Here is a 20,213-nt window from a genome sequence, read left to right as displayed (position 1 = left end):
CCCGCCCCTACCGCACGGTGCTCAGCGAGAGTGCGAAGCGGCCCTCCCGGTCCGTCCACCAGCGGGACAACCCGAGTCCCGCCGCGGACAGTTCCGCGCGCACCCCCGCCTCGCGGAACTTCGCCGAGACCTCCGTGCGCAGCTCCTCGCCCGCCGTGAAGTCGACGGCGAGACCGAGCGCGGGGAGCTTCACCGTCTGCGCCGTACGGGACCGCAGCCGCATCTCGATCCACTCGTTCTCCGCGTCCCAGAGCGCGACGTGGTCGAAGGCGCCCGGATCGAAATCGCCGCCCAGCTCACGGTTGACGACGGCCAGGACGTTCTTGTTGAACGCCGCCGTCACCCCGGCCGCGTCGTCGTACGCCCGTACCAGGACCCCCTCGTCCTTCACGAGGTCCGTGCCGAGCAGCAGGGCGTCGCCCGGCGAGAGCAGCGCCCGGACCGAGCCGAGGAAGGCCGCACGCTCGTCGGGGAGGAGATTGCCGATCGTGCCGCCGAGGAACGCCACCAGACGCGGTCCCGGGGTGTCCGGGAGCGTCAGCGGTGCGGTGAAGTCGGCGATGAGGGCGTGGACGGACAGGCCCGGCCGCTCGGCGGCGAGGGCCCGTCCCGCCCCGGTCAGGGCGCTCTCGCTGACGTCGACGGGCACGTAGGTGTCCAGGTCCGTCAGCGCGCCGATCAGGTGGCGGGTCTTCTCCGAGGATCCCGAACCCAGCTCGACCAGGGTGCGGGCGCCGGCCGCGGCGGCGATCTCGCCGGCCCGGTCCACGAGGATCTCGCGCTCGGCCCGCGTCGGGTAGTACTCGGGCAGTTCGGTGATCCGCTCGAACAGTTCGCTGCCGTCGGCGTCGTAGAACCACTTCGGCGGCAGCGTCTTGGGGGTGGCGGTGAGGCCCTGGAGGACGTCGGCGCGCAGGGCGGCGCCGGTGGCGTCCTCCGGGAGGGTGCGGGTGATCTGGAAGGGGCTCACGAGCCGGTCTCCTCGGATGATGGGGCCGCCCCCGCGGCGGAGCCGGGAGCGGGGGAGTGCGCCGCGTCCCCGCTCGGGTCCTTCAGCGGGGTGAGCAGCACCTCGGTGCGGGTCGCCACGAGCAGGGTCCGGTCGGGGACCTCCTGCCAGCGCGGATCGTCGTCGTAGGGCTCGGAGGCCACGACCGTGCGGCCGGGCTCCGTCAGGTACCAGAGGGTGTCCCCCCAGGCCGTCGCGGTGACGGTGTCACCGTTGCCGAGCAGCAGGTTCAGCCGGGAGCCGGGAGCCGCCGCGGCGACCTCCTGCACCGTGTCGGCGAGTGCCTGGCCCTCCGTGTCCCCGGCGCGCAGCCGGGCCAGGACCAGCGCCCACACGAACGCGGAGTCGTTGCGCGCCTCCATGGACAGCACCGCGGACGCCGGCAGCGAGCGCACGAGCGGCTCCAGCGACCCCGGCCAGCCCGGCACGGCCCCGTTGTGGCTGAACAGCCAGGGCCCCGCCGCGAACGGCGCCGCCGCGGCCTCGGCGTCCGCCCCGGCCAGCGTCGCGTCGCGTACGGCGGCCAGCACCGCCCCGCTGCGCACGACGCGGGCCAGGTCGGCGAAGGACAGGTCGGCCCAGATCGGCCCGGCCCGGCGGTAGCGGGCCGGCACCGGATCGTCCCCGGCGTACCAGCCCACTCCGAAACCATCGGCGTTGACCGTGCCGTACTGCTGCATGCGGGGGGCCCACGACTGGCGGTACAGACCGTGCGGGGGCTCCACCAGGAGCCGGCCGAGCGGTTCCTGCGGTCCCAGGAAAGCGACATGACGGCACATCAGACGGCCGCCGAGCGGGCGGTGCGGAAGCCGGAGAAGATCTGCCGCCGGATCGGGTAGTCCCAGTTGCGGAAGGTGCCCCGGCAGGCCACCGGGTCCACCGCGAACGAACCGCCCCGCAGCACCTTGTGCTCGGGGCCGAAGAACACCTCCGAGTACTCCTTGTACGGGAACGCCCGGAAGCCGGGGTAGGGCTGGAAGTCGCTCGACGTCCACTCCCACACGTCGCCGATCAACTGCCGCACCCCCAGAGGTGATTCCCCCGCCGGATAGCTGCCGGCGGGTGCGGGGCGCAGATGGCGCTGGCCCAGGTTGGCGTGTTCGGGCGTGGGGTCGGCGTCCCCCCACGGGTAGCGCATCGAGCCGCCGGTCGCGGGGTCGAAGCGGGCGGCCTTCTCCCACTCGGACTCGGTGGGCAGCCGCCGCCCGGCCCAACGGGCGTAGGCGTCGGCCTCGTACCAGCACACGTGCACCACCGGCTCCTCGGGCGGCACGACCTCGGTGACGCCGAAGCGGCGCCGGAGCCACTGCCCGCCGTCGCGGTGCCAGAACAACGGCGCGTCGATCCGGTGCCGGCGGATGTGGGACCAGCCCTCCGCCGTCCACCAGCGGGCGTCGTCGTAACCGCCGTCGTCGATGAACGCCTGGTAGGCGCCGTTGGTCACCGGTGTGGTGTCGATGTGGAACGCCGCCACCTCGCGCCGGTGCGCGGGCCGCTCGTTGTCCAGAGCCCAGGGCTCGCCGGAGGTGCCCATCGTGAACGGGCCGCCCGGCACCAGCACTTCGGACGGGCCGGTGAACAACGGTGCCGGTTCCGGGTCGGGCGCGGTCAGGGCCGGCGGCCCCGTGCGGAGCTGATGGGTGATCAGCATGGTCTCGTCGTGCTGCTGTTCGTGCTGGGCGACCATCCCGAAGGCGAAACCGGCCTCCGTGAGCCGTGTCCCGTCGAAGTCGGCCGACTCCAGCACGTCCAGGACCCGCCCGCGCACCTCCGCCGCGTAGGCGCGGGCCTCGGCGGGCGGCAGCAGCGGCAACGAGGGCCGCTCGGAGCGCGCGTGCTCGAAGGCGTCGTACAGCCCGTCGATCTCGGGGCGCATCGCCTCGCGGCCGGCCACGGCGCGCAGCAGCCACAGTTCTTCCTGGTTCCCGATGTGCGCGAGGTCCCACACCAGGGGGGACATCAGCGGGGAGTGCTGTGCGGTGAGGTCGGGCTCCTCGACGCAGCTGGTCAGGAGCGTGGTGCGCGCACGGGCGGTGACGAGGGTGGTGAGCGCCCGCTCGCGCAACGCCTCGGCGTCCAGGGCCTCGGGGACGAGGTCGGTCATGTGCGGATGTCCTTCCCGTGTGTGCGGCCGTCGGTGCCGCACAGGCGGTCGAGCTGGTCGTCGGCGGGGGTGCGGCCCTTGCGGACGTAGCGCTCCAGGTACCCGGCGACGGCGTCCGTCACCTCGGTGCCGGCGCCGATCCGGGGCAGGGCCTCCAGGGCCGTCGTGAAGCAGGCCACGGCGGTCTCCCGCAACTCGGGGTCGGCGAGGCCGGAGCGGGCCGCCTCTTTCCACAGCGGGTTGTGCGGCGCCGGCCGCGAACGGGACCGTTCCGCGAGCGGTTTCACCGCCCGATAGGCGCTCTCGGCGGCCTCCGGGTCGTCGAACAGTGCCGTCGTCACCGCGAGCGGCACGATCCAGCCGTCCTCGCCCGGTTGCGCGTCGATCATGCGCAGCTCCAGATGGCCACGCGGTCTCACCGGCGGGAACAACGTGGACATGTGGTAGTCGAGGTCCGCCCGGGTGGGCGCCCCCGACCGGGTCCACTCCCGGAAGGTCAGGTCCTCGGGCACGTCCCACGGCCCGTCCTCCCGGCGTACGCACATCACCGGGGCGTCCAGGACGTGTCCGGCCCAGGCGGCGCGCGGATCCCGGTCCAGGACCGGTGCGCCCGCGCGGCCCGCGCCGATCTCCGTCCACAGCCGCTGCCGGGTGGAACGCCAGCCCGTCGGGGCACCGCCGAGCAGCGGCGAGTTGGCGAAGGCGGCGACCAGGACGGGGCCCAGCATGTGCGCCAGCCACCAGCGCCGCCCGTGCCCCAGTGGGCCGGGCTCCTCGTGACCCGCGTCCAGGCAGACCTGTACGGAGGCCGAGGTGCACATCATGGCCCGCCCGGCCGGGCCGGTGCGGTCGAGGTACGCCTCCATGGCGTCGTAGCGCGGCTCGTGCAGGAACCGCCGGGGCGGGTGCCAGGGCTCGGTGCCGAGTCCGGCGAGGACCAGTCCCGCCCCGCGCAGGACGGCGCGGACGGCGTCCAGGTCGGCGGAGACGGTGCGCACGCACTCCATCAGGGAGGCGGCGGGCGGCGAGCTGAGCTCCAGCTGGCCGCCGGGTTCGACGGTGAGCGCCGAGGACAGCGGCACCGTCCGCAGGGCCTCGTAGGCCGCCGCGAGTCGTTCGGGTGGGACGGGGAGCCGCGGTGAGCGCAGCTCGTGGACGAACCATTCCACTTCGACCCCGACGGTGCGGGGCGGTCCGGTCTTGAAGCAGATGCCCTTGACCAGGGCCTCCACCTCGGCCTCGGTGAGAGGAGTACGGGTCCCCGTACAGTCACTCCCCGAAGCACTGCTCGACGTGTCCGACATGTCGGTATCCTCCTGAGAATCCACCATGCCACCGGTCCGGCTTGGATGGTGCCGGACCGGTTCGCTCATCCACCCAAGACCCTCTCGCCGCATCGCACAAGAGCGCCCATCGGCGCCCGCGGGGCCGGGGCACCCTCCTTTCCGTACCGTTCCCGGGGCGTTTCCGAGGGGTTCCCGCCGACGTTCCCGCTCGTCGGAAACCGGTTGCACCGTCCGTCCAGCATCGCTGACGATGCGTGCATGAGCATGACGGGGGAGACGGACGGGGCACGGCGCACCGTGCGGCACGCGGCTGTGGCGCCCACGGGGGTGGCGCCATGAGCGCGCGGCTGCGCGGTGTCGCGCGGGAGACGGAGGAGGCCGTGGCCGCGGGCGCGTACCGCACGGCCGACGGGCGTGAGATACCGCTCGCCGCCGCGGTCGAGGCGGCTCGGGAGGGGACCCGCATGGTGGGACCCGGCCCGGTGCCGGTCCCGGAGGCGGTCCCGGGGACCGCCCCGGCCGCCCCGCGGATCGAGGTCACCGGCGAGAGCAGCCTGGAGGCCGCCCGCAGACTCGCGGACGCCCCGGTGGCGGTGCTCAACTTCGCCTCCGCCCGCAACCCCGGCGGCGGCTACCTCAACGGCGCCCAGGCCCAGGAGGAGGCGCTGTGCCGCGGCTCCGCGCTGTACACGTGCCTGCTGCGGGCCCCCGAGTTCTACGACCACCACCGCGCCCACCGCGACCCGTTCTACACGGACCGGGTCATCCACTCACCGGGCGTGCCGGTCTTCCGTGACGACCGGGGCCGGTTCCTGCCCGAGCCGTACACCGCAGGCTTCCTGACGGCCGCCGCGCCGAACGCCGGAGTGATCCTGCGGACGGCGCCGGATCGCGCCTCCGAACTGCCGCGCGCGCTGGCCGTACGGGCTGAACGCGTCCTGGAGACGGCCGCGGCGCACGGCTACCGACGGCTGGTCCTCGGCGCCTGGGGCTGCGGTGTCTTCCGCAACGACCCCGCGCAGGTGGCGGGCGCGTTCCGGGCGCTGCTGGGTCCCGGCGGCCGGTTCGAAAAAACGTTCACGCAGGTGGTGTTCGGCGTGCTGGACCGGACGCCGGGGAGCGCGGTCCGGCAGGCCTTCGCGCGCGCCTTCCCGGAGCCGCGGCTCCGCGAGCGGGCGTGAGCGCCGGGAAGGCGCTCAGTTCCAGCCGTACCGTTCCCGCAGCCGGTGCACCACCAGGTTGAACCGCATCCGGTCCAGTGCGCAGGCCTCCCGGCGCATGCCCTGCTCGTGCAGCCGCAGCACCCGGTCGACGGCCACCCAGGAGTCCCGGCCCGAGCGGTCCCAGGGACCGCTGCCGATCGGCACCCACTCGCGGTCGCCGCCGTGCGGCTTGCTGGACAGCCGCACGGCGAGGAAGGTGCCGGCCGCCTCCCGGGCGACGACCAGTACCGGACGGTCCTTGCCCCGCCCGTCGTTCTCCTCGAAGGGCACCCAGGTCCAGACGATCTCGCCGGGGTCCGGGTCGCCGTCGTGCGCGGGCGAGTACTCGGTCCGCACCCGGCCGACCTCGCGCGGTTCGGCCTCGACGGTGGCGGAGGGGCCGAAGCGGCCCGGGACGTTCTCTTCTTCGGTGGAAGCGGTCACGAGGGCACCCTAGAGGCTGTGCCGGGACCGCCCCGGTGGCGCCCCCGTGACCACGTCGCGCGGGAACGCCGACGGCACCACTTCCCCCCCCCGGTCCAACTGGTCCAGGCCTCGGCGCCGCGCGCACGGGCGCACCCGGAGCGGGCTGCTCAGACCACCGGGGAGTCCGCGACGAGCGGCTCCGGCCACCGCTCGTGCCAGCGCAGGTCCGCCTCCGCCTGCGCGGCGAGCGACAGCAGCAGCGGCTCGCTGCCGGCGGGCCCGAGCAGTTGCGCCCCGACCGGCAGCCCACCGGGCGTGAAGCCCGCGGGCACGTTGACGCCGGGCCAGCCGAGGACGTTCCACGGCCACGCGTAGGGGCACGCGGCGATCATGGCGCGGTCGGTGGCGAACCCGCTCAGCTCCAGCAGGGCGCCGATGCGCGGCGGGGGAGCGGCCGTCGTCGGCGCGAGCACCACGTCGTACGTCTCGAAGAAGCGGCCGACGCGGCCGTGCAGGACGGTCTCCGCACGGCGGGCGGCCCGCAGCGGGGCGCCGCCGAGGAGCCTGCCGAGCCGGGCGGCGCCCCGGGTGCGCCGGTCGAGCAGGGCGGGGAACGGCGCCTCGGCCACCCACTCGGCGATCCCCGCGGTCGCCCGCGGCACGAAGGTCAGCCCGATCCGCCCGTACGGCGGGTCGGCCTCCTCGACGGTGTGCCCGAGGTCCGCCAGTGCCGCCGCGAGGGCGACGACCCGGTCGCGCACCTCGGGGAGCAGCCGGGCGGGCACGGCGGTGAACGGCGGCTTCAGCGACAGGGCGATCCGCAGCCGGCCGGGGTCGCGGCCCACCGCGGCGAGGGCGTCGACGGCGGGCGGCCGGTGCGGGTCGCGCGGATGGTTGCCGCTCGCCGCGTCGAGGAGGAGGGCCGCGTCGGCCACGGTGCGGGCCAGGGTGCCGTTGACCGTGATGCCCTGGAAGGACTCGCCGCGCGGCCAGGTCGACACGCGTCCGCGCTGCGGCTTGATGCCGACGAGGTGGGTCCACGACGCCGGGATGCGGACCGAGCCGGCGCCGTCCGAGCCGAGCGCGGCGGGGACCAGGCCCGCCGCCACGGCGGCCGCCGAACCGCCGGAGGAGCCGCCCGGCGTGTGCCCGGTGTGCCACGGGTTGCGGGTGGCACCGAAGGCCGGGCCCTCGGTGAACGGCCACTGTCCGAATTCGCAGGTGTTCGTCTTGCCGACGATCACGGCCCCGGCCGCGCGCAGCCGCCGTACCGCCTCCCCGTCCTCGGCGACCGCGGGGTGGGTGCCCGCGCAGCCGAAGGCGGTCGGCTCGCCCGCCACGTCCATGTCGTCCTTCACGGCGACCGGCACCCCCAGCAGGAGCCTGCGCGCGCCGCGGGACAACTCCCGGTCGGCCGCGTCGGCTTCGGCGAGCGCGGCCTCGGCGCGGACGACGCGGAAGGCGTTGAGGGTGCCCTGGGTGGCCTCGATCCGCGCCAGGGTCCGCTCGACCAGCGTGCGGGAGGTGACCTCCCCGGCGGCCAGCGCGCGGGCGGTCTCGATCAGGCCTGCGGAACGGTCGAGCGTCATGGCGGACACCTCCGTGAGCACATTGTCTACCGAACGGTAACGTCTGGCAGCCGGAGGCGGAACGCGCTGCGGCCCGCGGTGGGTCCGGTGTCCGCCCCAGGCGTCCCGCAGGCCACCACCCGTTCCTGCGCGAGGCATTGACGTGCCTCGCAGCCACCCCTACCTTCTGATCGACTTTCCGAACTTCGTTCGGCATGTCGAACCTGAGTCGTAGGGAGAGAGCCGCACATGACGACACGCCGCCCCACCCCGTCCCGCCGCAGCCTGTTGCGCGCGATGGCCGCCCTGCCCGTCTCCACGCTGGTGCTCGCGGAGGCGCCCGGCCTGCTCGGCACCGCGCTCGCCGCCGCCCCGCCCGGCGGGTCGGCCACCCGCTACACCATCGTGCCGTTCCTCGACAGCGACGACGGCACGGTGAACGTCTACCAGTCGGACGACGCCACCGACTTCCGCCTCGCCAGGTCCGCCGCCTACACCCCGCCCGCGAACCGCATCCGCGACGCGAGCGTCCTCAAGCACACCGACGGCTCCTACTACCTGACCTACACCACGCACACGTGGCAGGACCCCAGCGCCACCATCGGGTTCGCCCGCAGCACCGACCGGCTCACCTGGTCGTTCCTGTACGACCACCCGGTTCCCGTCGCGGGCCTCTCGCGGGCCTGGGCGCCGGAGTGGTTCGTCGACAGCGACGGCAGCGTCAACATCATCGTGTCCTGCTCCACCACGGACGACGAGTGGATGTTCACCCCCTACCTGCTGAGGGCCACCGACCCGGGCCTCACCGCCTGGACCTCACCCGTCGCCCTGTCCGGCATCGGAGAGAACCACATCGACACCTTCGTCGTGAAGCTCGGCTCGACCTACCACGCCTTCACCAAGAACGAGACGACCAAGTACATCGAGTACGCCACCGCCACCCGGCTGGCGGGCCCGTACACCATCTCCCGCACCGGCGACTGGGCGGGCTGGGGCAGCTACCGCGAGGGCCCGGCCCTCGTCCAGCTCGACAACGGCGGCTGGCGCGTCTTCTTCGACGGCTACGGCGACGGCACCTACTACTACAGCGACAGCTACGACACCTTCACCACCTGGAGCGCGCCGAAGGCCCTCCCGGGCGTCTCCGGCACGGCCCGCCACTTCACCGTCGTCAAGGAGACGGTGACCGGCGGGGTGAGCCTGCCCAGGAACGTCACCCGCTCCTTCCGCTCCGTCAACTACACCACCCGGCACTGGCAGGCACAGTCCTCGCTGCTCAACCTGCCGGTGGTGACCGCCTCCAGCACGGCCGCCGAGAAGCGGGCGGCCACCTTCACGGTCGTACCCGGCCTCGCGGACGCGAACGGCTGCTCCTTCCGTGACGCGGCCGGCAACTACCTGCGCCACTACTCCTTCCGCGCCCGCTTCGACCCGGACGACGGCACGTCGACCTTCGCCGGGGACGCCACCTTCATCGCCCGCACCGGCACCACGAGCGGCTCGGCGCGCTTCGAGTCGTACAACTACCCCGGCCACTACCTGCGCCACTACGACTACCAGCTCCGCGTGGAGCGGTCCGACGGCACGGACCTGTTCCGCCAGGACAGCTCCTTCCTGCCGGTGACCGCCTGGGCCTGAACGGCCGCGGTCGGCGGCGCGGCGAGCACCGGGCGACCCGAACAGCCATGATGATCACTGACAGGCATGCGCCGAGGTACGCCCCGGTCCTGCCGTGCGGTGAAGGCGATCCGGCGGCGGAGACGGGGCACGACGACAGGAGCACGGATGAACCCCTCAGCCGACGTGCACACCCGCATGGAGGTCATCGACGCCTACCGGGCCCATCTGCACGCGATGGCCGGCGGCGACACCGTCGCGCTCGACGCCCTGCTCGACGACGGTTTCACCCTGACGCGGACCACGGGGGACGAGCAGCCGAAGGCCGCCTGGCTGGCGGACCTGCGCGCCGCGACGTTCGTCCCGCAGGCGATCGAGGAGAAGACCGTGACCGTCGCGGTCGACGGCGACACGGCACGCCTCGTGGGCCGCGTGGTCACGCGTCCGGCCGAGGACGGCGCACACGAGGACCGGCGGCTCCAGCTGACCATGGACTACGCCCGCGTACGCGACTCCTGGATCGCCCTGCGTTCGGTGACCCGAAGCTGGTGAACCGCGCCGGGCCGGCACCCCGCCGCCGGACCGGGACGCGGGAGCCGGGCCTCGGTACGGCACCGCGGGCGCCCGGCCTTCCGGGCGGGCGACGTCGGGTGCCGCGTCCCGCGGCCGTGGCCCGGCCCGCGAGCCACCGTGCCCACCCGGAGCGCGGGCCGGTGCCGCGCCGGGGACGGACCGCGCCGACCGGGATCAGCCGCGCGGCTCCCCGTCCTGCGGGGAGGGGCGCGGCCACGGGCGTCCGCCGATGGCCTCGATGCCGTTGTTGAAGCGCCTGAGGTAGGACGCGAACGCGGTGATGTCGTCCTGCGACCAGTCCCCCATGACGCGGTCCAGGACCTCGACGATGCCCCGCCGCTCCTCGTCGAGCAGCCGCTCGCCCTCCGCCGTCAACCGGAACTTGCGGGCCATCCCGCCCTGCGGATCGGGGATGCGGTCGAGCAGCCCGGCGCGCATCGCCGCGGCGGTCTGCCGGTTCAGGGTGGAGGCGTCCAGGGCGAAGGCGTCGCTCAGCTCCCCGATCGACATCGGGCCCTGGACCCGGATCCGGCTCAGCAGGATGTAGGCGCTGCGCTCCAGGACGCCGTCCGTGCGGCGGCCCCCGCGCCGGCTCAGGAACGTATGGCGGCTGAGCAGCATCTGCTCGTACTCCACCTCGTGCGTCGGCCTCTGCATGTGCCCGAGCCTCCTGTTCGTGCTGCCGTCCCCGCGACCCGTCCCGGCGGCGGCCGTTCCATCCTGGCACACCACCGTGCAGGCACCACATCGCGTGCGACCACCACATCACATGGTTGATGCATTCGACATGTACGATGCACATCCTTCGCCCGGAACGCCCAGAGAAACCGAGGAGTCCGCCCATGGACGCCCCCCAGCCCACGGCCCGCGCGGGTGGCGTGGTCGCCACGCTCGCCCTCGCCGGCATCACGGCCGCGATCATGCAGACGCTGGTCACCCCGCTCATCGCCGAACTGCCGCAGATCCTCGACACCTCGTCCTCGAACGCGGCCTGGGTCATCACGGTCACCCTGCTGGCCGCCGCGGTCTGCGTGCCGGTCGTGGGCCGCCTCGGCGACCTGCTGGGCAAGCGGCGCATGCTCCTGGCGTGCGCCGTGCCGCTGATCGTGGGCTCGGTGGTGTGCGCCCTCGCCTCCGACGTCGTCATGATGATCGTCGGGCGCGGGCTCCAGGGCATGGGCATGGGCATGCTGCCCCTGGGCATAGCCCTGCTCCGTGACGTCCTCCCGGCGGAGAAGCTCAGTTCCTCCATCGCCCTGGTCAGCGCCTCGATGGGCATCGGCGGCGGCCTCGGCCTGCCCATCGCCGCGGCGATCGCCCAGTACGCGAACTGGCGCGTCCTGTTCTGGGGCTCGGCCGGCATGGCCGTCGTCGTCACCCTGCTCATCTGGTTCCTGATCCCCGACGTGCCCGCCGCCGCCAAGGGACAGCGCTTCGACCTGCCCGGCGCGCTCGGTCTCGGCGCCGGCCTGGTCGCCCTGCTGCTCGCGGTCTCCAAGGGCGCCGACTGGGGCTGGGGTTCGGGCGTCACGCTCGGCCTGTTCGCCGCCGCCGTCGTGGTCTTCGCGGCCTGGGGATTCTGGGAGACGCGCACCACCGACCCACTGACCGACCTGCGCACCACCGCCCGCCCGCGGGTGCTGCTCACCAACCTCGCGTCCGTCTTCGTCGGCTTCGCGATGTACGCGAGCATGCTCGTCATGCCGCAGCTCCTGCAGTTCCCGGAGTCCACCGGCTACGGCCTCGGCCAGTCCATGCTCGCGACCGGCCTGTGGATGGCCCCCGGCGGCATCATGATGATGTTCGTCTCCCCGCTCGGCGGGAAGCTCACCAACGCCCGCGGCCCGAAGTTCACGCTCGTCTGCGGCGCGCTGGTCATCGCCGCCGGCTACGGCCTGTCCATGGCGCTGATGGGCTCCGCCTGGGGCCTGATGGTCGTCGGCATCGTCATCAACAGCGGTGTCGGCCTCGCCTACGGCTCGATGCCCGCCCTCATCATGAGTTCGGTCCCGCTGTCGGAGACCGCCGCGGCCAACGGCTTCAACACCCTCATGCGGTCGCTGGGCACCTCGGTCGGCGCCGCCGTCATCGGCGTGATCCTGGCCCAGATGACGACCACCACGGGCGGCTACACCCTCGCCTCCGAGGACGGCTTCCGCACCGCGCTCCTCGTCGGCGGCGCCCTGGCCCTGGTCTCCGCGGCCATCGCGTCCGTCATCCCCGCCGCCCGCCCGGCCGACTCCGACACGGAGGAGACCCGGCAGGCCCCCGAGCCCGAGCAGGCCAAGGTCTAGGACCTCACGTTCGGATCACGCCGGGCTCGCGGGGTCCGGCCCGATCCAAACGAAAGCCCCTGGGACGCAGGTCCGGGCAGGGTGCGGGGGCCCGCCGTCCCACGCCTTCGCACCCGCCGCAGGACCCATCGGGCCGCGGCGCCGTCCGCGGTCCCCGCCCGCCGGGCGCGGAAACCGGCGGCGCCGCCCCGCCCGGAGACCGCCGGCGGCGGCGCCGCGAGCCGGCCGGCTACGGCGTGGGGGCCGCGTCCGCGCGCATCAGCACGCAGTCGAACTCGATCACCCGGCCGGTGGTCGCCTCGCGGGTCACCGGGTACATGCCCGTGATGCCGAACCCGGCCGCCTCGTACGTCGCGACGGCCTCGCCCATGCCAGGGCTGCCCTCGTACAGCCGCAGCACCGCGACCTCGGACTGCATGCCGACGAACTCCTCGATCCGCTTCCCGGCTCCGGCGAACACCTCCAGGTCGTAGCCCTGGGTGTCCATCTTCAGGTAGGGGCGCGGATCGGCCAGGCCCTCCATCGCCTCGTCCATGACCTCGTCGAGCCGGCGGACGCGGATCTCCTCGGTGTCGGACGTGTCGAACCGGCTGTACCGGTCCCTGCCGTAGTCGCTGGGCCCCAGTAGGGAGTTCATGGTCTTCCAGCCGGTGTGGATCTCGGCGGTCGTCTCCTCGCGGCCCAGTCCGCACCGGTACACGTGCCAGTCGGGGTCCTGCGCCGCGGCCTTCTCCAGCCTGGCGAACGTCTCCGAGGTGGGTTCGAACGACACGATCCGCCCGGTGTAGCCGAGCCGGCGCAGCCGACGGGCGTACTGGCCGCTGTTGGCGCCGACGTCGAAGACGCAGTTCGCGTCGTACAGGGCGAGCATGGCGGCGACGTGCTGGGTGCACAGGTACTCGGCCGCCGCGAGTTGCAGCTTGCGTTCGTCGCGCCGGGCCGCCCCGTCCATGAGCAGCAGCGCGCCGCTCTCGCCGAGCCGGACGGCGTCGGCGTCCGCGGGGGCGGCGGCGCCGGCCTTGGCACGCCGGACGATCCAGGTGCCCTTGCCGGCACCGGTGACCGTCAGCGGGGCGGCGGACCGGGACACCAGCGCCGTCCCCGGGGCGATGTCGGTCACCTGGACGCCGATCCGGGGCATCAGCCGCAGGAGTCGTCGATAAAAGGTCTGCATCCCGTCAGCCCTATCAGACATCTCGGGGTGTGGTCCTCCCGTTGAACGACATTCGCCGCCGGGGTCGACCAGCTTCTTGCACGCGGCGCGTCCGAGGGCCCGGCGTTGACTTCGAGAGCGCTCCAGCGCCTGGCGTCGGCAAGGTCGCTGGGGATGCCGGAGAACGGAGACGGACCTGCGTGTCGGTGTGCACATCAACCAGTTCGGCGCCCCGGGGGGAGGGCCCGAGCTCGGCGCCGAGCTCGCCGCGGCCGGAGCCGCGGCCGAGGCGGCCGGGGTGACGTACCGGTATCCGGGCCTGCTCGCGAAGATCGCGACGACGCTGGACGTGGTGTCCGGCGGCCGGGCCTGGCCGGGCATCGGGGCGGCCTGGTACGACCGTGAGCACGAGGGGCTCGGCGTGCCGTTCCCGCCGCTCGCCGAGCGGATCGAGCGGCTGGAGGAGACCCTGCGGATCTGCCGGCAGATGTGGGACCCGGCCGACAACGGGCCCTTCGAGGGCCGGTACCACCGGCTGGCGGAGACCCTGTGCGCGCCGGCGCCGGTGAGCCGGCCGCACCCGGAGATCCTCATCGGCGGCGGGGGTGAGCGCAAGATGCTGCGGCTGGTCGCCCGGTACGGCGACGCCTGCAACCTGTTCGCCTCCTCGCCCGAGGAGGTGCGCCACAAGCTGGACGTCCTGCGCGGCCACTGCGAGGCGGAGGACCGCGACTACGGCACGATCCTGAAGACGCTCACCTGCTCCGGCGACGCGGCCACCGAGGGGGACCTGGACGCCCTCCTCGCGGATGTCGACGGCTACACCGGTCTCGGCGTGGACACGGTGATCCTCGTCCCGCGCCTGGGGGAGACCTCCGGGTGGCTGGAGCGGTTCGTCGCTCTCGCGGTCGAACGGCCGGCGGAGCTGGACTGAGCGGGCGGGGGCGCCGGCCCGCACGGAGTCGGAAGGGGCCCGGAATCTCCGGGCCCCTTCCGACTCCGTCGTCGGTCTCCGGTCCCGCCGGTCCCGCCAAGACGGCCAGGCGGTCAGGCGGCCACGGTCTCGCTCGCGTGGCCGTGCAGACGGGCCACGACCTCGGTCAGCTGCGCGGCGACCTCGGCGTCGTCGGCCGGGTGGGTCTCGGCGAAGCGGGTCAGGGAGCCGGGGATGGAGAGCTTGAGGTCCTCGATCACCTTGCCACCGGCGATGCCCACGGCCTTGCGGGCCTCGTCCTGCGCCCACACGCCGCCGAACTGGCCGAACGCGGTGCCGACCACGGCGACCGGCTTGCCGCCGAAGGCGCCGGCGCCGTACGGGCGGGACAGCCAGTCGATGGCGTTCTTCAGGACGGCGGGGATGGTGCCGTTGTATTCGGGCGAGAACAGCAGGAAGGCGTCGGCGGCCTGAGCGGCCTCGCGCAGCTTGGCGGCGGCGGCCGGGACGCTGCCCTCGACGTCGAGGTCCTCGTTGTAGAACGGGATGTCGGCCAGGCCTTCGAACAGGTCGACCTGCGCGCCCTCGGGAGCGACCTTGACGGCCGCCTCGGCGAGCTGGCGGTTGGTGGAACCGGCGCGGAGGCTGCCGACGAGCGCAAGGATGCGGACAGACATGGGTTACTCCCCAGGGGCGGAAACATGGCGGTGACAATCCGGACCGAGGTCCGTTTGCAAGTTCTAACACTCTAACCGGACCGCGGTCCAGTTTCTTCCGGGTGCTTTACGCTGAGTTCATGTCCGCCGCCCTGCCTCCCCTCCCCGGCCCCGAGACGCCCCTCGGCGAACCCGAACTGCTGCAGCTCGGAACGGCCGAGGACGAGCCGTGTCTGCGTGCCGACGCGGCCCGCAACCGCGCCCGGCTGCTGGACGCCGCCGCCCGGCTGGTCGCCGCGCACGGCGCGGCCGGGGTCACGATGGAGGCGGTGGCCGCCGCGGCGAACGTCGGCAAGGGGACGGTCTTCCGCCGCTTCGGCGACCGCACCGGACTGCTGACGGCGCTGCTCGACCACTCCGAGCGGAAGTTCCAGGCCGCCTTCCTCGGCGGGCCCCCGCCGCTCGGACCCGGCGCCGCGCCGGTGGAACGGCTGCGGGCGTTCGGCGTCGCCTACCTGCGCCGCGCGATCGACGAACTGGACCTGCTGCTGGCGGCCGAGGCCGGCCCGGACCGCCGCTACACCGGCCCCGTCCACCGTCTGCACCACGGCCATCTCGCGCTGCTGCTGCGGCAGACGGCACCGGACGCCGACCCGGACCTGCTGGCCCACACCCTGCTGGGCTACCTCAACCCGCCCCTGATCCACCACCTGGTCCGCCAGTGCGCCACCCCACCGGCCCGCCTGGAAACCGGCTGGACCGACCTGGTGGACCGGGTCACGGGCGCCCGCGGCGGGGACGACTGACGAAGGACGCGACGCGAACCGAACACCCACGGCCCGGGACGGGTACCCGAGGGCTGTGACCGCCTTTTCCCGTGACCGCCCCTTGCGCGACCGCTCTTCGCGCGGCCGTCCGATCCGCCGGCCGCCCGTTCCGCCCGGCGGACGACTACGATGTCGGACGCTCAGTCGGGCGGGGACGCGTTCGACGCCGGCGCGACCCGCCCGGCCGCCCCGGAGCCCCGCGTCCCGCCACGCGGCCGCCCCAGCGGCGGCGCACCGCACGGGACCTGCGCCCCCGGCAGGTCCCGAGGGTCACCGATCGGAGAGCCGTCATGCCGTTGCTCGACCCCATCGCCCGGCAGTCCCGCAGCCTGTCCGGCCCCGTGCGTCCCGTCACCGAGCCCGCCACCGGCGACACCCTCGGCACGGTGGCGTCGGCCGGCGCGCAGGACGTGGCCCCGGCCGCGCGGACCGCCCTCGCCGCCCAGGCCGAGTGGGCCCGCGTCCCCCACTTCGTCCGCGCCGCGGTGCTGCGCAAGGCCGGCGACCTGTTCGCCGCGCACGCGGACGAACTGCGCGAGTGGCTCGTGCGCGAGTCCGGTTCGGTCCCCGGCAAGGCCGACTTCGAACTGCACGTCGCCGCCCAGGAGTGCTACGAGGCCGCCGCCCTCGCCTCCCGCCCGGCCGGCCAGGTCCTGCCCAGCGAGGCGCCCCGGCTGTCGTACACCCGCCGCGTCCCCGTGGGCGTCGTCGGCGTGATCTCCCCGTTCAACGCCCCGCTGATCCTGTCCATCCGCTCGGTCGCGCCGGCCCTGGCGCTCGGCAACGCGGTCCTGCTGAAGCCGGACCCGCGCACGGCGGTCTGCGGCGGACTGTCGCTGGCCGCGGTCTTCGCCGAGGCCGGTCTCCCCGAGGGACTGCTGCACATCCTGCCGGGCGGCGCCGAGACGGGCGCGGCCCTGGTCGCCGACCCGCGCGTTACGGTGATCTCCTTCACCGGCTCCACCGCGGCGGGCCGGGCGGTCGGCGAGGCCGCCGGCCGTCACCTCAAGCGCGCCCATCTGGAACTCGGCGGGAACTCCGCCCTGATCGTCCTGGAGGACGCCGACCTCGACGCGGTGATCTCCACGGCCGCCTGGGGTTCCTTCTTCCACCAGGGCCAGATCTGCATGACCACCGGCCGCCACCTCGTGCACGCCTCGCTCTACGAGGAGTACGTCGAGCGGCTGGTGGCGAAGGCCGACGCCCTGGCCGTGGGGGACCCGCACCGCGCGCAGGTCCACCTGGGCCCGCTCATCGACGGCGGCCAGCTCCGCAAGGTGCACGGCCTGGTGGAGGCCAGCACGGCGGCCGGCGCGAAGCTGGCGGCCGGCGGCACGCACGAGGACCTGTTCTACCGCCCGACCGTCCTGGCGGGCGTCGACGACCGCACCCCCGCCTACACGGAGGAGGTCTTCGGACCGGTCGCCCCGGTCCGCGCCTTCACCACCCCGGACGAGGCCGCCGCGCTGGCCGGGGCGAGCTCCTACGGCCTGTCCCTGGGGATCGTCACCCGCGACACGGCCCGCGGCCTCGACCTGGCCGAGCGCATTCCGACCGGCATCGTCCACATCAACGACCAGACGGTCAACGACGAGGCCGTGGCGCCGTTCGGCGGGGTCGCCGCCTCCGGCACCGGAGCCCGCTTCGGCGGCGAGGCCAACCTGGAGGCCTTCACCGACGTGCGCTGGACGACGGTGCGCGGGGACGTGGCGCCGTACCCCTTCTAGAACCTGCGCCCTGTTTCCGGTTTTCCGGGACCGGCGCCCCTTCCGGGACCGGCCCGGACGCCTGCCGGGGACCGAGCCACAGATGTTGCCGGACCGGGCCGGGCCGAGCCGTACCGCCTGGAGGAGGAGCGGAGGGGACCCGCAGGTCACTCGCCCTGGGCGGCCTGCTGCTCCTCGACGGACCTGCGGACCTCGTCCATGTCCAGCTTGCGGGCCTGGCCGATGACGTCCGTGAGGGCGGCCTCGGGCAGGGCGCCCGGCTGCGCGAACACGGCGACCCGGTCGCGGACGATCATCAGGGTCGGGATCGACTGGATGCCGAAGGCCGCGGCCAGTTCCGGCTGGGCCTCGGTGTCCACCTTGCCGAAGACGAGGTCCGGGTTCTCCTCGGCCGCCTTCTCGTAGACCGGGGCGAACTGACGACACGGCCCGCACCAGGACGCCCAGAAGTCGATCAGGACGAAGTCGTTGTCGGTGACCGTCTGGTCGAAGTTCTCCTTGGTGAGCTCCACGGTGCTGCTCATGGCGTGATTACCTCTTCCCGTGCTTCCTGCCGGGTTGTCCCGGCAGGGGGTGAAGCCGCCCGCGTCAACACGGCCGGCCGGTCGCGTATTCCGCGCCCTACCCGTGTGGCCACCCCGCACACCACCCACCAGACTGACCCCATGACGGAAACGGAAACCATCGCGTACGACGTCGTGGTGCTCGGGGCCGGGCCCGTGGGGGAGAACGTGGCCGACCGCACCCGCGCGGCCGGCCTCACCACCGCGGTCGTGGAGAGCGAACTGGTCGGCGGCGAGTGTTCCTACTGGGCGTGCATGCCCAGCAAGGCCCTGCTGCGCCCGGTCATCGCCCAGGCCGACGCCCGACGCCTGCCCGGTCTGCGCCAGGCGGTGCAGGGCCCCCTCGACGCGGCCGCGGTCCTCGCCCACCGCAACTACTACACCTCCGACTGGAAGGACGACGGCCAGGTCGGCTGGCTGGACGGCATCGGCGCCGACCTGTACCGCGGCCACGGCCGCCTGACCGGCCCGCGCACGGTGGCGGTCGGCGACAAGGTCCTGACCGCCCGGCACGCCGTCGCCGTGTGCACCGGCACCCGGGCCGTCCTGCCCGACCTGCCGGGCCTGGCCGAGGTCAGGCCGTGGACCAGCCGTGAGGCGACGAGCGCCCAGTCCGTGCCCGGTCGCCTGGTGGTGGTCGGCGGCGGAGTGGTCGCCACCGAGATGGCCACCGCCTGGCAGGCCCTCGGCTCCCGGGTCACCCTCCTGGTGCGCGGCAAGGGACTGCTGAACCGCATGGAGCCGTTCGCCGGCGAACTGGTCGCCGAGGCGCTCACCGGGGCCGGCGTCGACGTGCGGACCGGTACCTCGGTGACGTCGGTGACCCGCACGGACGGCACGGTCGTGGTCGTCACCGACGCCGGCGACCGGATCGAGGCCGACGAGATCCTCTTCGCCACCGGCCGCGCCCCGCGCACCGAGGACATCGGCCTGGACACCGTCGGCCTGGAGCCGGGTTCGTGGCTGCCGGTCGACGACAGCCTGCGCGTCACGGGCAACGACTGGCTCTATGCGGTCGGCGACGTCAACCACCGTGCCCTGCTCACCCATCAGGGCAAGTACCAGGCCCGTATCGCCGGTGCCGCGATCGCCGCCCGCGCCTCGGGGGAGACGGACCTGGACTCCGGTCCGTGGGGAGCCCACGCGGCCACCGCCGACCACGCCGCCGTCCCGCAGGTCGTCTTCACCGACCCGGAGGCCGCCGCGGTCGGCCTCTCCCTCGCGGAGGCGGAACAGGCCGGACACCGGGTCCGCGCCGTCGACGTCGACCTCTCCTCGGTCGCCGGGGCGGGCCTGTACGGCGAGGGCTACAAGGGCCGCGCCCGCATGGTCGTCGACCTGGAGAACGAGGTCCTGCTCGGTGCCACCTTCGTCGGCCCCGGCGTCGGCGAACTGATCCACTCGGCGACCGTCGCCGTCGTCGGCGGGGTTCCCGTCGCCCGCCTGTGGCACGCCGTACCGTCCTACCCGACGATCAGCGAGGTGTGGCTGCGCCTGCTGGAGGCGTTCCGCGACAACTGACGGTCCGGCACCGACGTCCGGCTACGGCAGCCCGAAGCCCAGCGCGCGGGCTGCCTCCTCCGGCGTCGGCTGCGCCCACCGGCGCGCCACCGTCTCGTTGGCCGACAGCGAGCGCAGCTCGGCCCGGTCCAGGTAGAGCAGGCCGTCGAGGTGGTCCGTCTCGTGCTGCACGATCCGGGCGGGCCACCCGCCGAACACCTCGTCCAGCGCCCGGCCCGTCTCGTCCTGGCCGGTCAGCCGCACCTCGGCGGGCCGCGCCACCACCGCCTGCCAGCCGGGCACGCTCAGACAGCCCTCGAAGAAGGCGGCGCGGCCGGAACCCACCGGCGCGTAGGCGGGGTTGACCAGGACCCGGAACGGCTGCGGCACCCGGCCGCGGGCCGCCCGCACCTCCTCCGGCACCGGCGCCGGGTCCTCGATCACCGCGATCCGCAGTTCCACGCCGACCTGCGGCGCGGCCAGGCCCACCCCCGGCGCCGCGTGCATGGTGACGCGCAGCGCCTCGACGAAGCGCGCCAGCAGGGCGGGGCCGAGCTGACCGTCGTAGCGCTCGGTGCCGGTGCGCAGGACCGGGTCGCCGGCCGCCACGATCGGCAACGGGCCGCCGACGGCGAGGAGTTCCTCGACCCGCTCGGCAAGAGGTGCGCGGGAACTGGGAGATGCCATCCGGCCAGCATGCCACGACGACGGCACTTCGGAGGCGGGGGTGCTTGGGCTCGGCGGGGCCGGCGGGCGCGCACGCCCGCAGCCCGG

19 protein-coding genes are annotated in these 20,213 nt (G+C 74.0%); 8 read left to right on the top strand and 11 right to left on the bottom strand.

Going from position 1 to position 20,213, the window contains the following annotated elements:
- Positions 1 to 7: 7 nt before the first annotated feature.
- From egtD to egtA, 4 genes are read right to left on the bottom strand one after another with little or no spacing between them, the layout of a single operon-like run.
- The gene (gene egtD / locus AB0N31_RS26540; protein WP_366060945.1) at positions 8 to 970 is read right to left on the bottom strand and encodes an L-histidine N(alpha)-methyltransferase; all 963 of its coding nucleotides are present in this window, start codon (positions 968 to 970) and stop codon (positions 8 to 10) included.
- Positions 967 to 1,788, bottom strand: coding sequence for an ergothioneine biosynthesis protein EgtC (gene egtC, locus AB0N31_RS26535; protein WP_366060944.1), 822 nt, complete (start codon positions 1,786 to 1,788; stop codon positions 967 to 969). Before egtC ends, egtD begins: the two co-directional genes overlap by 4 nt.
- Positions 1,788 to 3,113: an ergothioneine biosynthesis protein EgtB gene (gene egtB / locus AB0N31_RS26530; protein ID WP_366060943.1), complete on the bottom strand. Its 1,326-nt coding sequence runs from the start codon at positions 3,111 to 3,113 to the stop codon at positions 1,788 to 1,790. The genes egtC and egtB overlap by 1 nt, the downstream gene beginning before the upstream one ends.
- Positions 3,110 to 4,417, bottom strand: coding sequence for an ergothioneine biosynthesis glutamate--cysteine ligase EgtA (gene egtA, locus AB0N31_RS26525; RefSeq protein WP_366060942.1), 1,308 nt, complete (start codon positions 4,415 to 4,417; stop codon positions 3,110 to 3,112). Before egtA ends, egtB begins: the two co-directional genes overlap by 4 nt.
- Positions 4,418 to 4,734: 317 nt before the next feature.
- Between egtA and AB0N31_RS26520 the strand changes: the two genes are divergently transcribed.
- A complete protein-coding gene (locus AB0N31_RS26520) occupies positions 4,735 to 5,580 on the top strand; it encodes a TIGR02452 family protein (RefSeq protein WP_366060941.1) in 846 nt (281 codons plus the stop codon).
- A 15-nt stretch (positions 5,581 to 5,595) separates the two neighbouring features.
- On the opposite strand, the gene AB0N31_RS26515 is transcribed toward AB0N31_RS26520, so the two are convergent.
- The gene (locus tag AB0N31_RS26515) at positions 5,596 to 6,045 is read right to left on the bottom strand and encodes a type II toxin-antitoxin system PemK/MazF family toxin (protein WP_366060940.1); all 450 of its coding nucleotides are present in this window, start codon (positions 6,043 to 6,045) and stop codon (positions 5,596 to 5,598) included.
- Positions 6,046 to 6,194: 149 nt separating this feature from the next.
- A complete protein-coding gene (locus tag AB0N31_RS26510) occupies positions 6,195 to 7,616 on the bottom strand; it encodes an amidase (RefSeq protein WP_366060939.1) in 1,422 nt (473 codons plus the stop codon).
- Positions 7,617 to 7,844: 228 nt separating this feature from the next.
- Between AB0N31_RS26510 and AB0N31_RS26505 the strand changes: the two genes are divergently transcribed.
- Both AB0N31_RS26505 and AB0N31_RS26500 read left to right on the top strand, forming a co-directional pair.
- Positions 7,845 to 9,233, top strand: a complete 1,389-nt coding sequence (locus AB0N31_RS26505) for a glycoside hydrolase family 43 protein (protein ID WP_366060938.1) — start codon at positions 7,845 to 7,847, stop codon at positions 9,231 to 9,233.
- A gap of 147 nt (positions 9,234 to 9,380) precedes the next feature.
- On the top strand, positions 9,381 to 9,764 hold the full coding sequence (locus AB0N31_RS26500; RefSeq protein ID WP_366060937.1) for a nuclear transport factor 2 family protein: 384 nt from the start codon (positions 9,381 to 9,383) through the stop codon (positions 9,762 to 9,764).
- A gap of 195 nt (positions 9,765 to 9,959) precedes the next feature.
- On the opposite strand, the gene AB0N31_RS26495 is transcribed toward AB0N31_RS26500, so the two are convergent.
- Complete coding sequence (locus tag AB0N31_RS26495) at positions 9,960 to 10,442, bottom strand: MarR family transcriptional regulator (protein ID WP_366060936.1); 483 nt, start codon at positions 10,440 to 10,442, stop codon at positions 9,960 to 9,962.
- Between the two features lie 185 nt (positions 10,443 to 10,627).
- Here AB0N31_RS26495 and AB0N31_RS26490 point away from each other — a divergent pair, with 185 nt between their 5' ends.
- Entirely contained in the window at positions 10,628 to 12,079 is a 1,452-nt protein-coding gene (locus tag AB0N31_RS26490) for an MFS transporter (protein WP_366060935.1), read from the top strand.
- Between the two features lie 229 nt (positions 12,080 to 12,308).
- Here AB0N31_RS26490 and AB0N31_RS26485 read toward each other — a convergent pair whose 3' ends face one another.
- Positions 12,309 to 13,253: an FkbM family methyltransferase gene (locus AB0N31_RS26485; RefSeq protein ID WP_366060934.1), complete on the bottom strand. Its 945-nt coding sequence runs from the start codon at positions 13,251 to 13,253 to the stop codon at positions 12,309 to 12,311.
- Positions 13,254 to 13,428: 175 nt separating this feature from the next.
- On the opposite strand from AB0N31_RS26485, the gene AB0N31_RS26480 reads away from it, so the two are divergent.
- Complete coding sequence (locus AB0N31_RS26480) at positions 13,429 to 14,166, top strand: LLM class flavin-dependent oxidoreductase (protein WP_366061002.1); 738 nt, start codon at positions 13,429 to 13,431, stop codon at positions 14,164 to 14,166.
- Positions 14,167 to 14,279: 113 nt separating this feature from the next.
- Here the strand turns inward: AB0N31_RS26480 and AB0N31_RS26475 are convergent, their stop codons facing one another.
- A complete protein-coding gene (locus AB0N31_RS26475) occupies positions 14,280 to 14,843 on the bottom strand; it encodes an NAD(P)H-dependent oxidoreductase (RefSeq protein WP_366060933.1) in 564 nt (187 codons plus the stop codon).
- A gap of 119 nt (positions 14,844 to 14,962) precedes the next feature.
- On the opposite strand from AB0N31_RS26475, the gene AB0N31_RS26470 reads away from it, so the two are divergent.
- Both AB0N31_RS26470 and AB0N31_RS26465 read left to right on the top strand, forming a co-directional pair.
- A complete protein-coding gene (locus AB0N31_RS26470) occupies positions 14,963 to 15,628 on the top strand; it encodes a helix-turn-helix domain-containing protein (protein ID WP_366060932.1) in 666 nt (221 codons plus the stop codon).
- Between the two features lie 311 nt (positions 15,629 to 15,939).
- Complete coding sequence (locus AB0N31_RS26465) at positions 15,940 to 17,376, top strand: aldehyde dehydrogenase family protein (RefSeq protein ID WP_366060931.1); 1,437 nt, start codon at positions 15,940 to 15,942, stop codon at positions 17,374 to 17,376.
- 146 nt (positions 17,377 to 17,522) lie between these two features.
- Here AB0N31_RS26465 and trxA read toward each other — a convergent pair whose 3' ends face one another.
- On the bottom strand, positions 17,523 to 17,900 hold the full coding sequence (gene trxA, locus AB0N31_RS26460; RefSeq protein ID WP_366060930.1) for a thioredoxin: 378 nt from the start codon (positions 17,898 to 17,900) through the stop codon (positions 17,523 to 17,525).
- Between the two features lie 141 nt (positions 17,901 to 18,041).
- On the opposite strand from trxA, the gene AB0N31_RS26455 reads away from it, so the two are divergent.
- Positions 18,042 to 19,460: an NAD(P)/FAD-dependent oxidoreductase gene (locus AB0N31_RS26455; RefSeq protein WP_366060929.1), complete on the top strand. Its 1,419-nt coding sequence runs from the start codon at positions 18,042 to 18,044 to the stop codon at positions 19,458 to 19,460.
- Positions 19,461 to 19,481: 21 nt separating this feature from the next.
- On the opposite strand, the gene AB0N31_RS26450 is transcribed toward AB0N31_RS26455, so the two are convergent.
- Positions 19,482 to 20,126, bottom strand: a complete 645-nt coding sequence (locus AB0N31_RS26450; protein ID WP_366060928.1) for a peptide deformylase — start codon at positions 20,124 to 20,126, stop codon at positions 19,482 to 19,484.
- Positions 20,127 to 20,213 lie beyond the last annotated feature (87 nt).

The sequence above is a fragment of the Streptomyces sp. NPDC051051 genome, assembly GCF_040682975.1.
Taxonomy (GTDB): Bacteria; Actinomycetota; Actinomycetes; order Streptomycetales; family Streptomycetaceae; genus Streptomyces.
The sequence above is the reverse complement of the archived record's forward strand: the minus strand, read 5'-3'. Positions and strand labels throughout refer to the sequence as shown.

Bases quoted from the DNA above. Each gene is read 5' to 3' on its own strand.
- AB0N31_RS26455 (WP_366060929.1), top strand. From the start codon at position 18,042: ATGACGGAAACGGAAACCATCGCGTACGACGTCGTGGTGCTCGGGGCC.
- AB0N31_RS26495 (WP_366060936.1), bottom strand. From the start codon at position 10,442: ATGCAGAGGCCGACGCACGAGGTGGAGTACGAGCAGATGCTGCTCAGC.
- AB0N31_RS26520 (WP_366060941.1), top strand. From the start codon at position 4,735: ATGAGCGCGCGGCTGCGCGGTGTCGCGCGGGAGACGGAGGAGGCCGTG.
- AB0N31_RS26470 (WP_366060932.1), top strand. From the start codon at position 14,963: ATGTCCGCCGCCCTGCCTCCCCTCCCCGGCCCCGAGACGCCCCTCGGC.
- trxA (WP_366060930.1), bottom strand. From the start codon at position 17,900: ATGAGCAGCACCGTGGAGCTCACCAAGGAGAACTTCGACCAGACGGTC.
- AB0N31_RS26505 (WP_366060938.1), top strand. From the start codon at position 7,845: ATGACGACACGCCGCCCCACCCCGTCCCGCCGCAGCCTGTTGCGCGCG.
- AB0N31_RS26490 (WP_366060935.1), top strand. From the start codon at position 10,628: ATGGACGCCCCCCAGCCCACGGCCCGCGCGGGTGGCGTGGTCGCCACG.
- AB0N31_RS26500 (WP_366060937.1), top strand. From the start codon at position 9,381: ATGAACCCCTCAGCCGACGTGCACACCCGCATGGAGGTCATCGACGCC.
- AB0N31_RS26485 (WP_366060934.1), bottom strand. From the start codon at position 13,253: ATGCAGACCTTTTATCGACGACTCCTGCGGCTGATGCCCCGGATCGGC.
- egtB (WP_366060943.1), bottom strand. From the start codon at position 3,113: ATGACCGACCTCGTCCCCGAGGCCCTGGACGCCGAGGCGTTGCGCGAG.
- AB0N31_RS26465 (WP_366060931.1), top strand. From the start codon at position 15,940: ATGCCGTTGCTCGACCCCATCGCCCGGCAGTCCCGCAGCCTGTCCGGC.
- AB0N31_RS26475 (WP_366060933.1), bottom strand. From the start codon at position 14,843: ATGTCTGTCCGCATCCTTGCGCTCGTCGGCAGCCTCCGCGCCGGTTCC.
- AB0N31_RS26450 (WP_366060928.1), bottom strand. From the start codon at position 20,126: ATGGCATCTCCCAGTTCCCGCGCACCTCTTGCCGAGCGGGTCGAGGAA.
- egtA (WP_366060942.1), bottom strand. From the start codon at position 4,417: ATGTCGGACACGTCGAGCAGTGCTTCGGGGAGTGACTGTACGGGGACC.
- egtC (WP_366060944.1), bottom strand. From the start codon at position 1,788: ATGTGCCGTCATGTCGCTTTCCTGGGACCGCAGGAACCGCTCGGCCGG.
- AB0N31_RS26510 (WP_366060939.1), bottom strand. From the start codon at position 7,616: ATGACGCTCGACCGTTCCGCAGGCCTGATCGAGACCGCCCGCGCGCTG.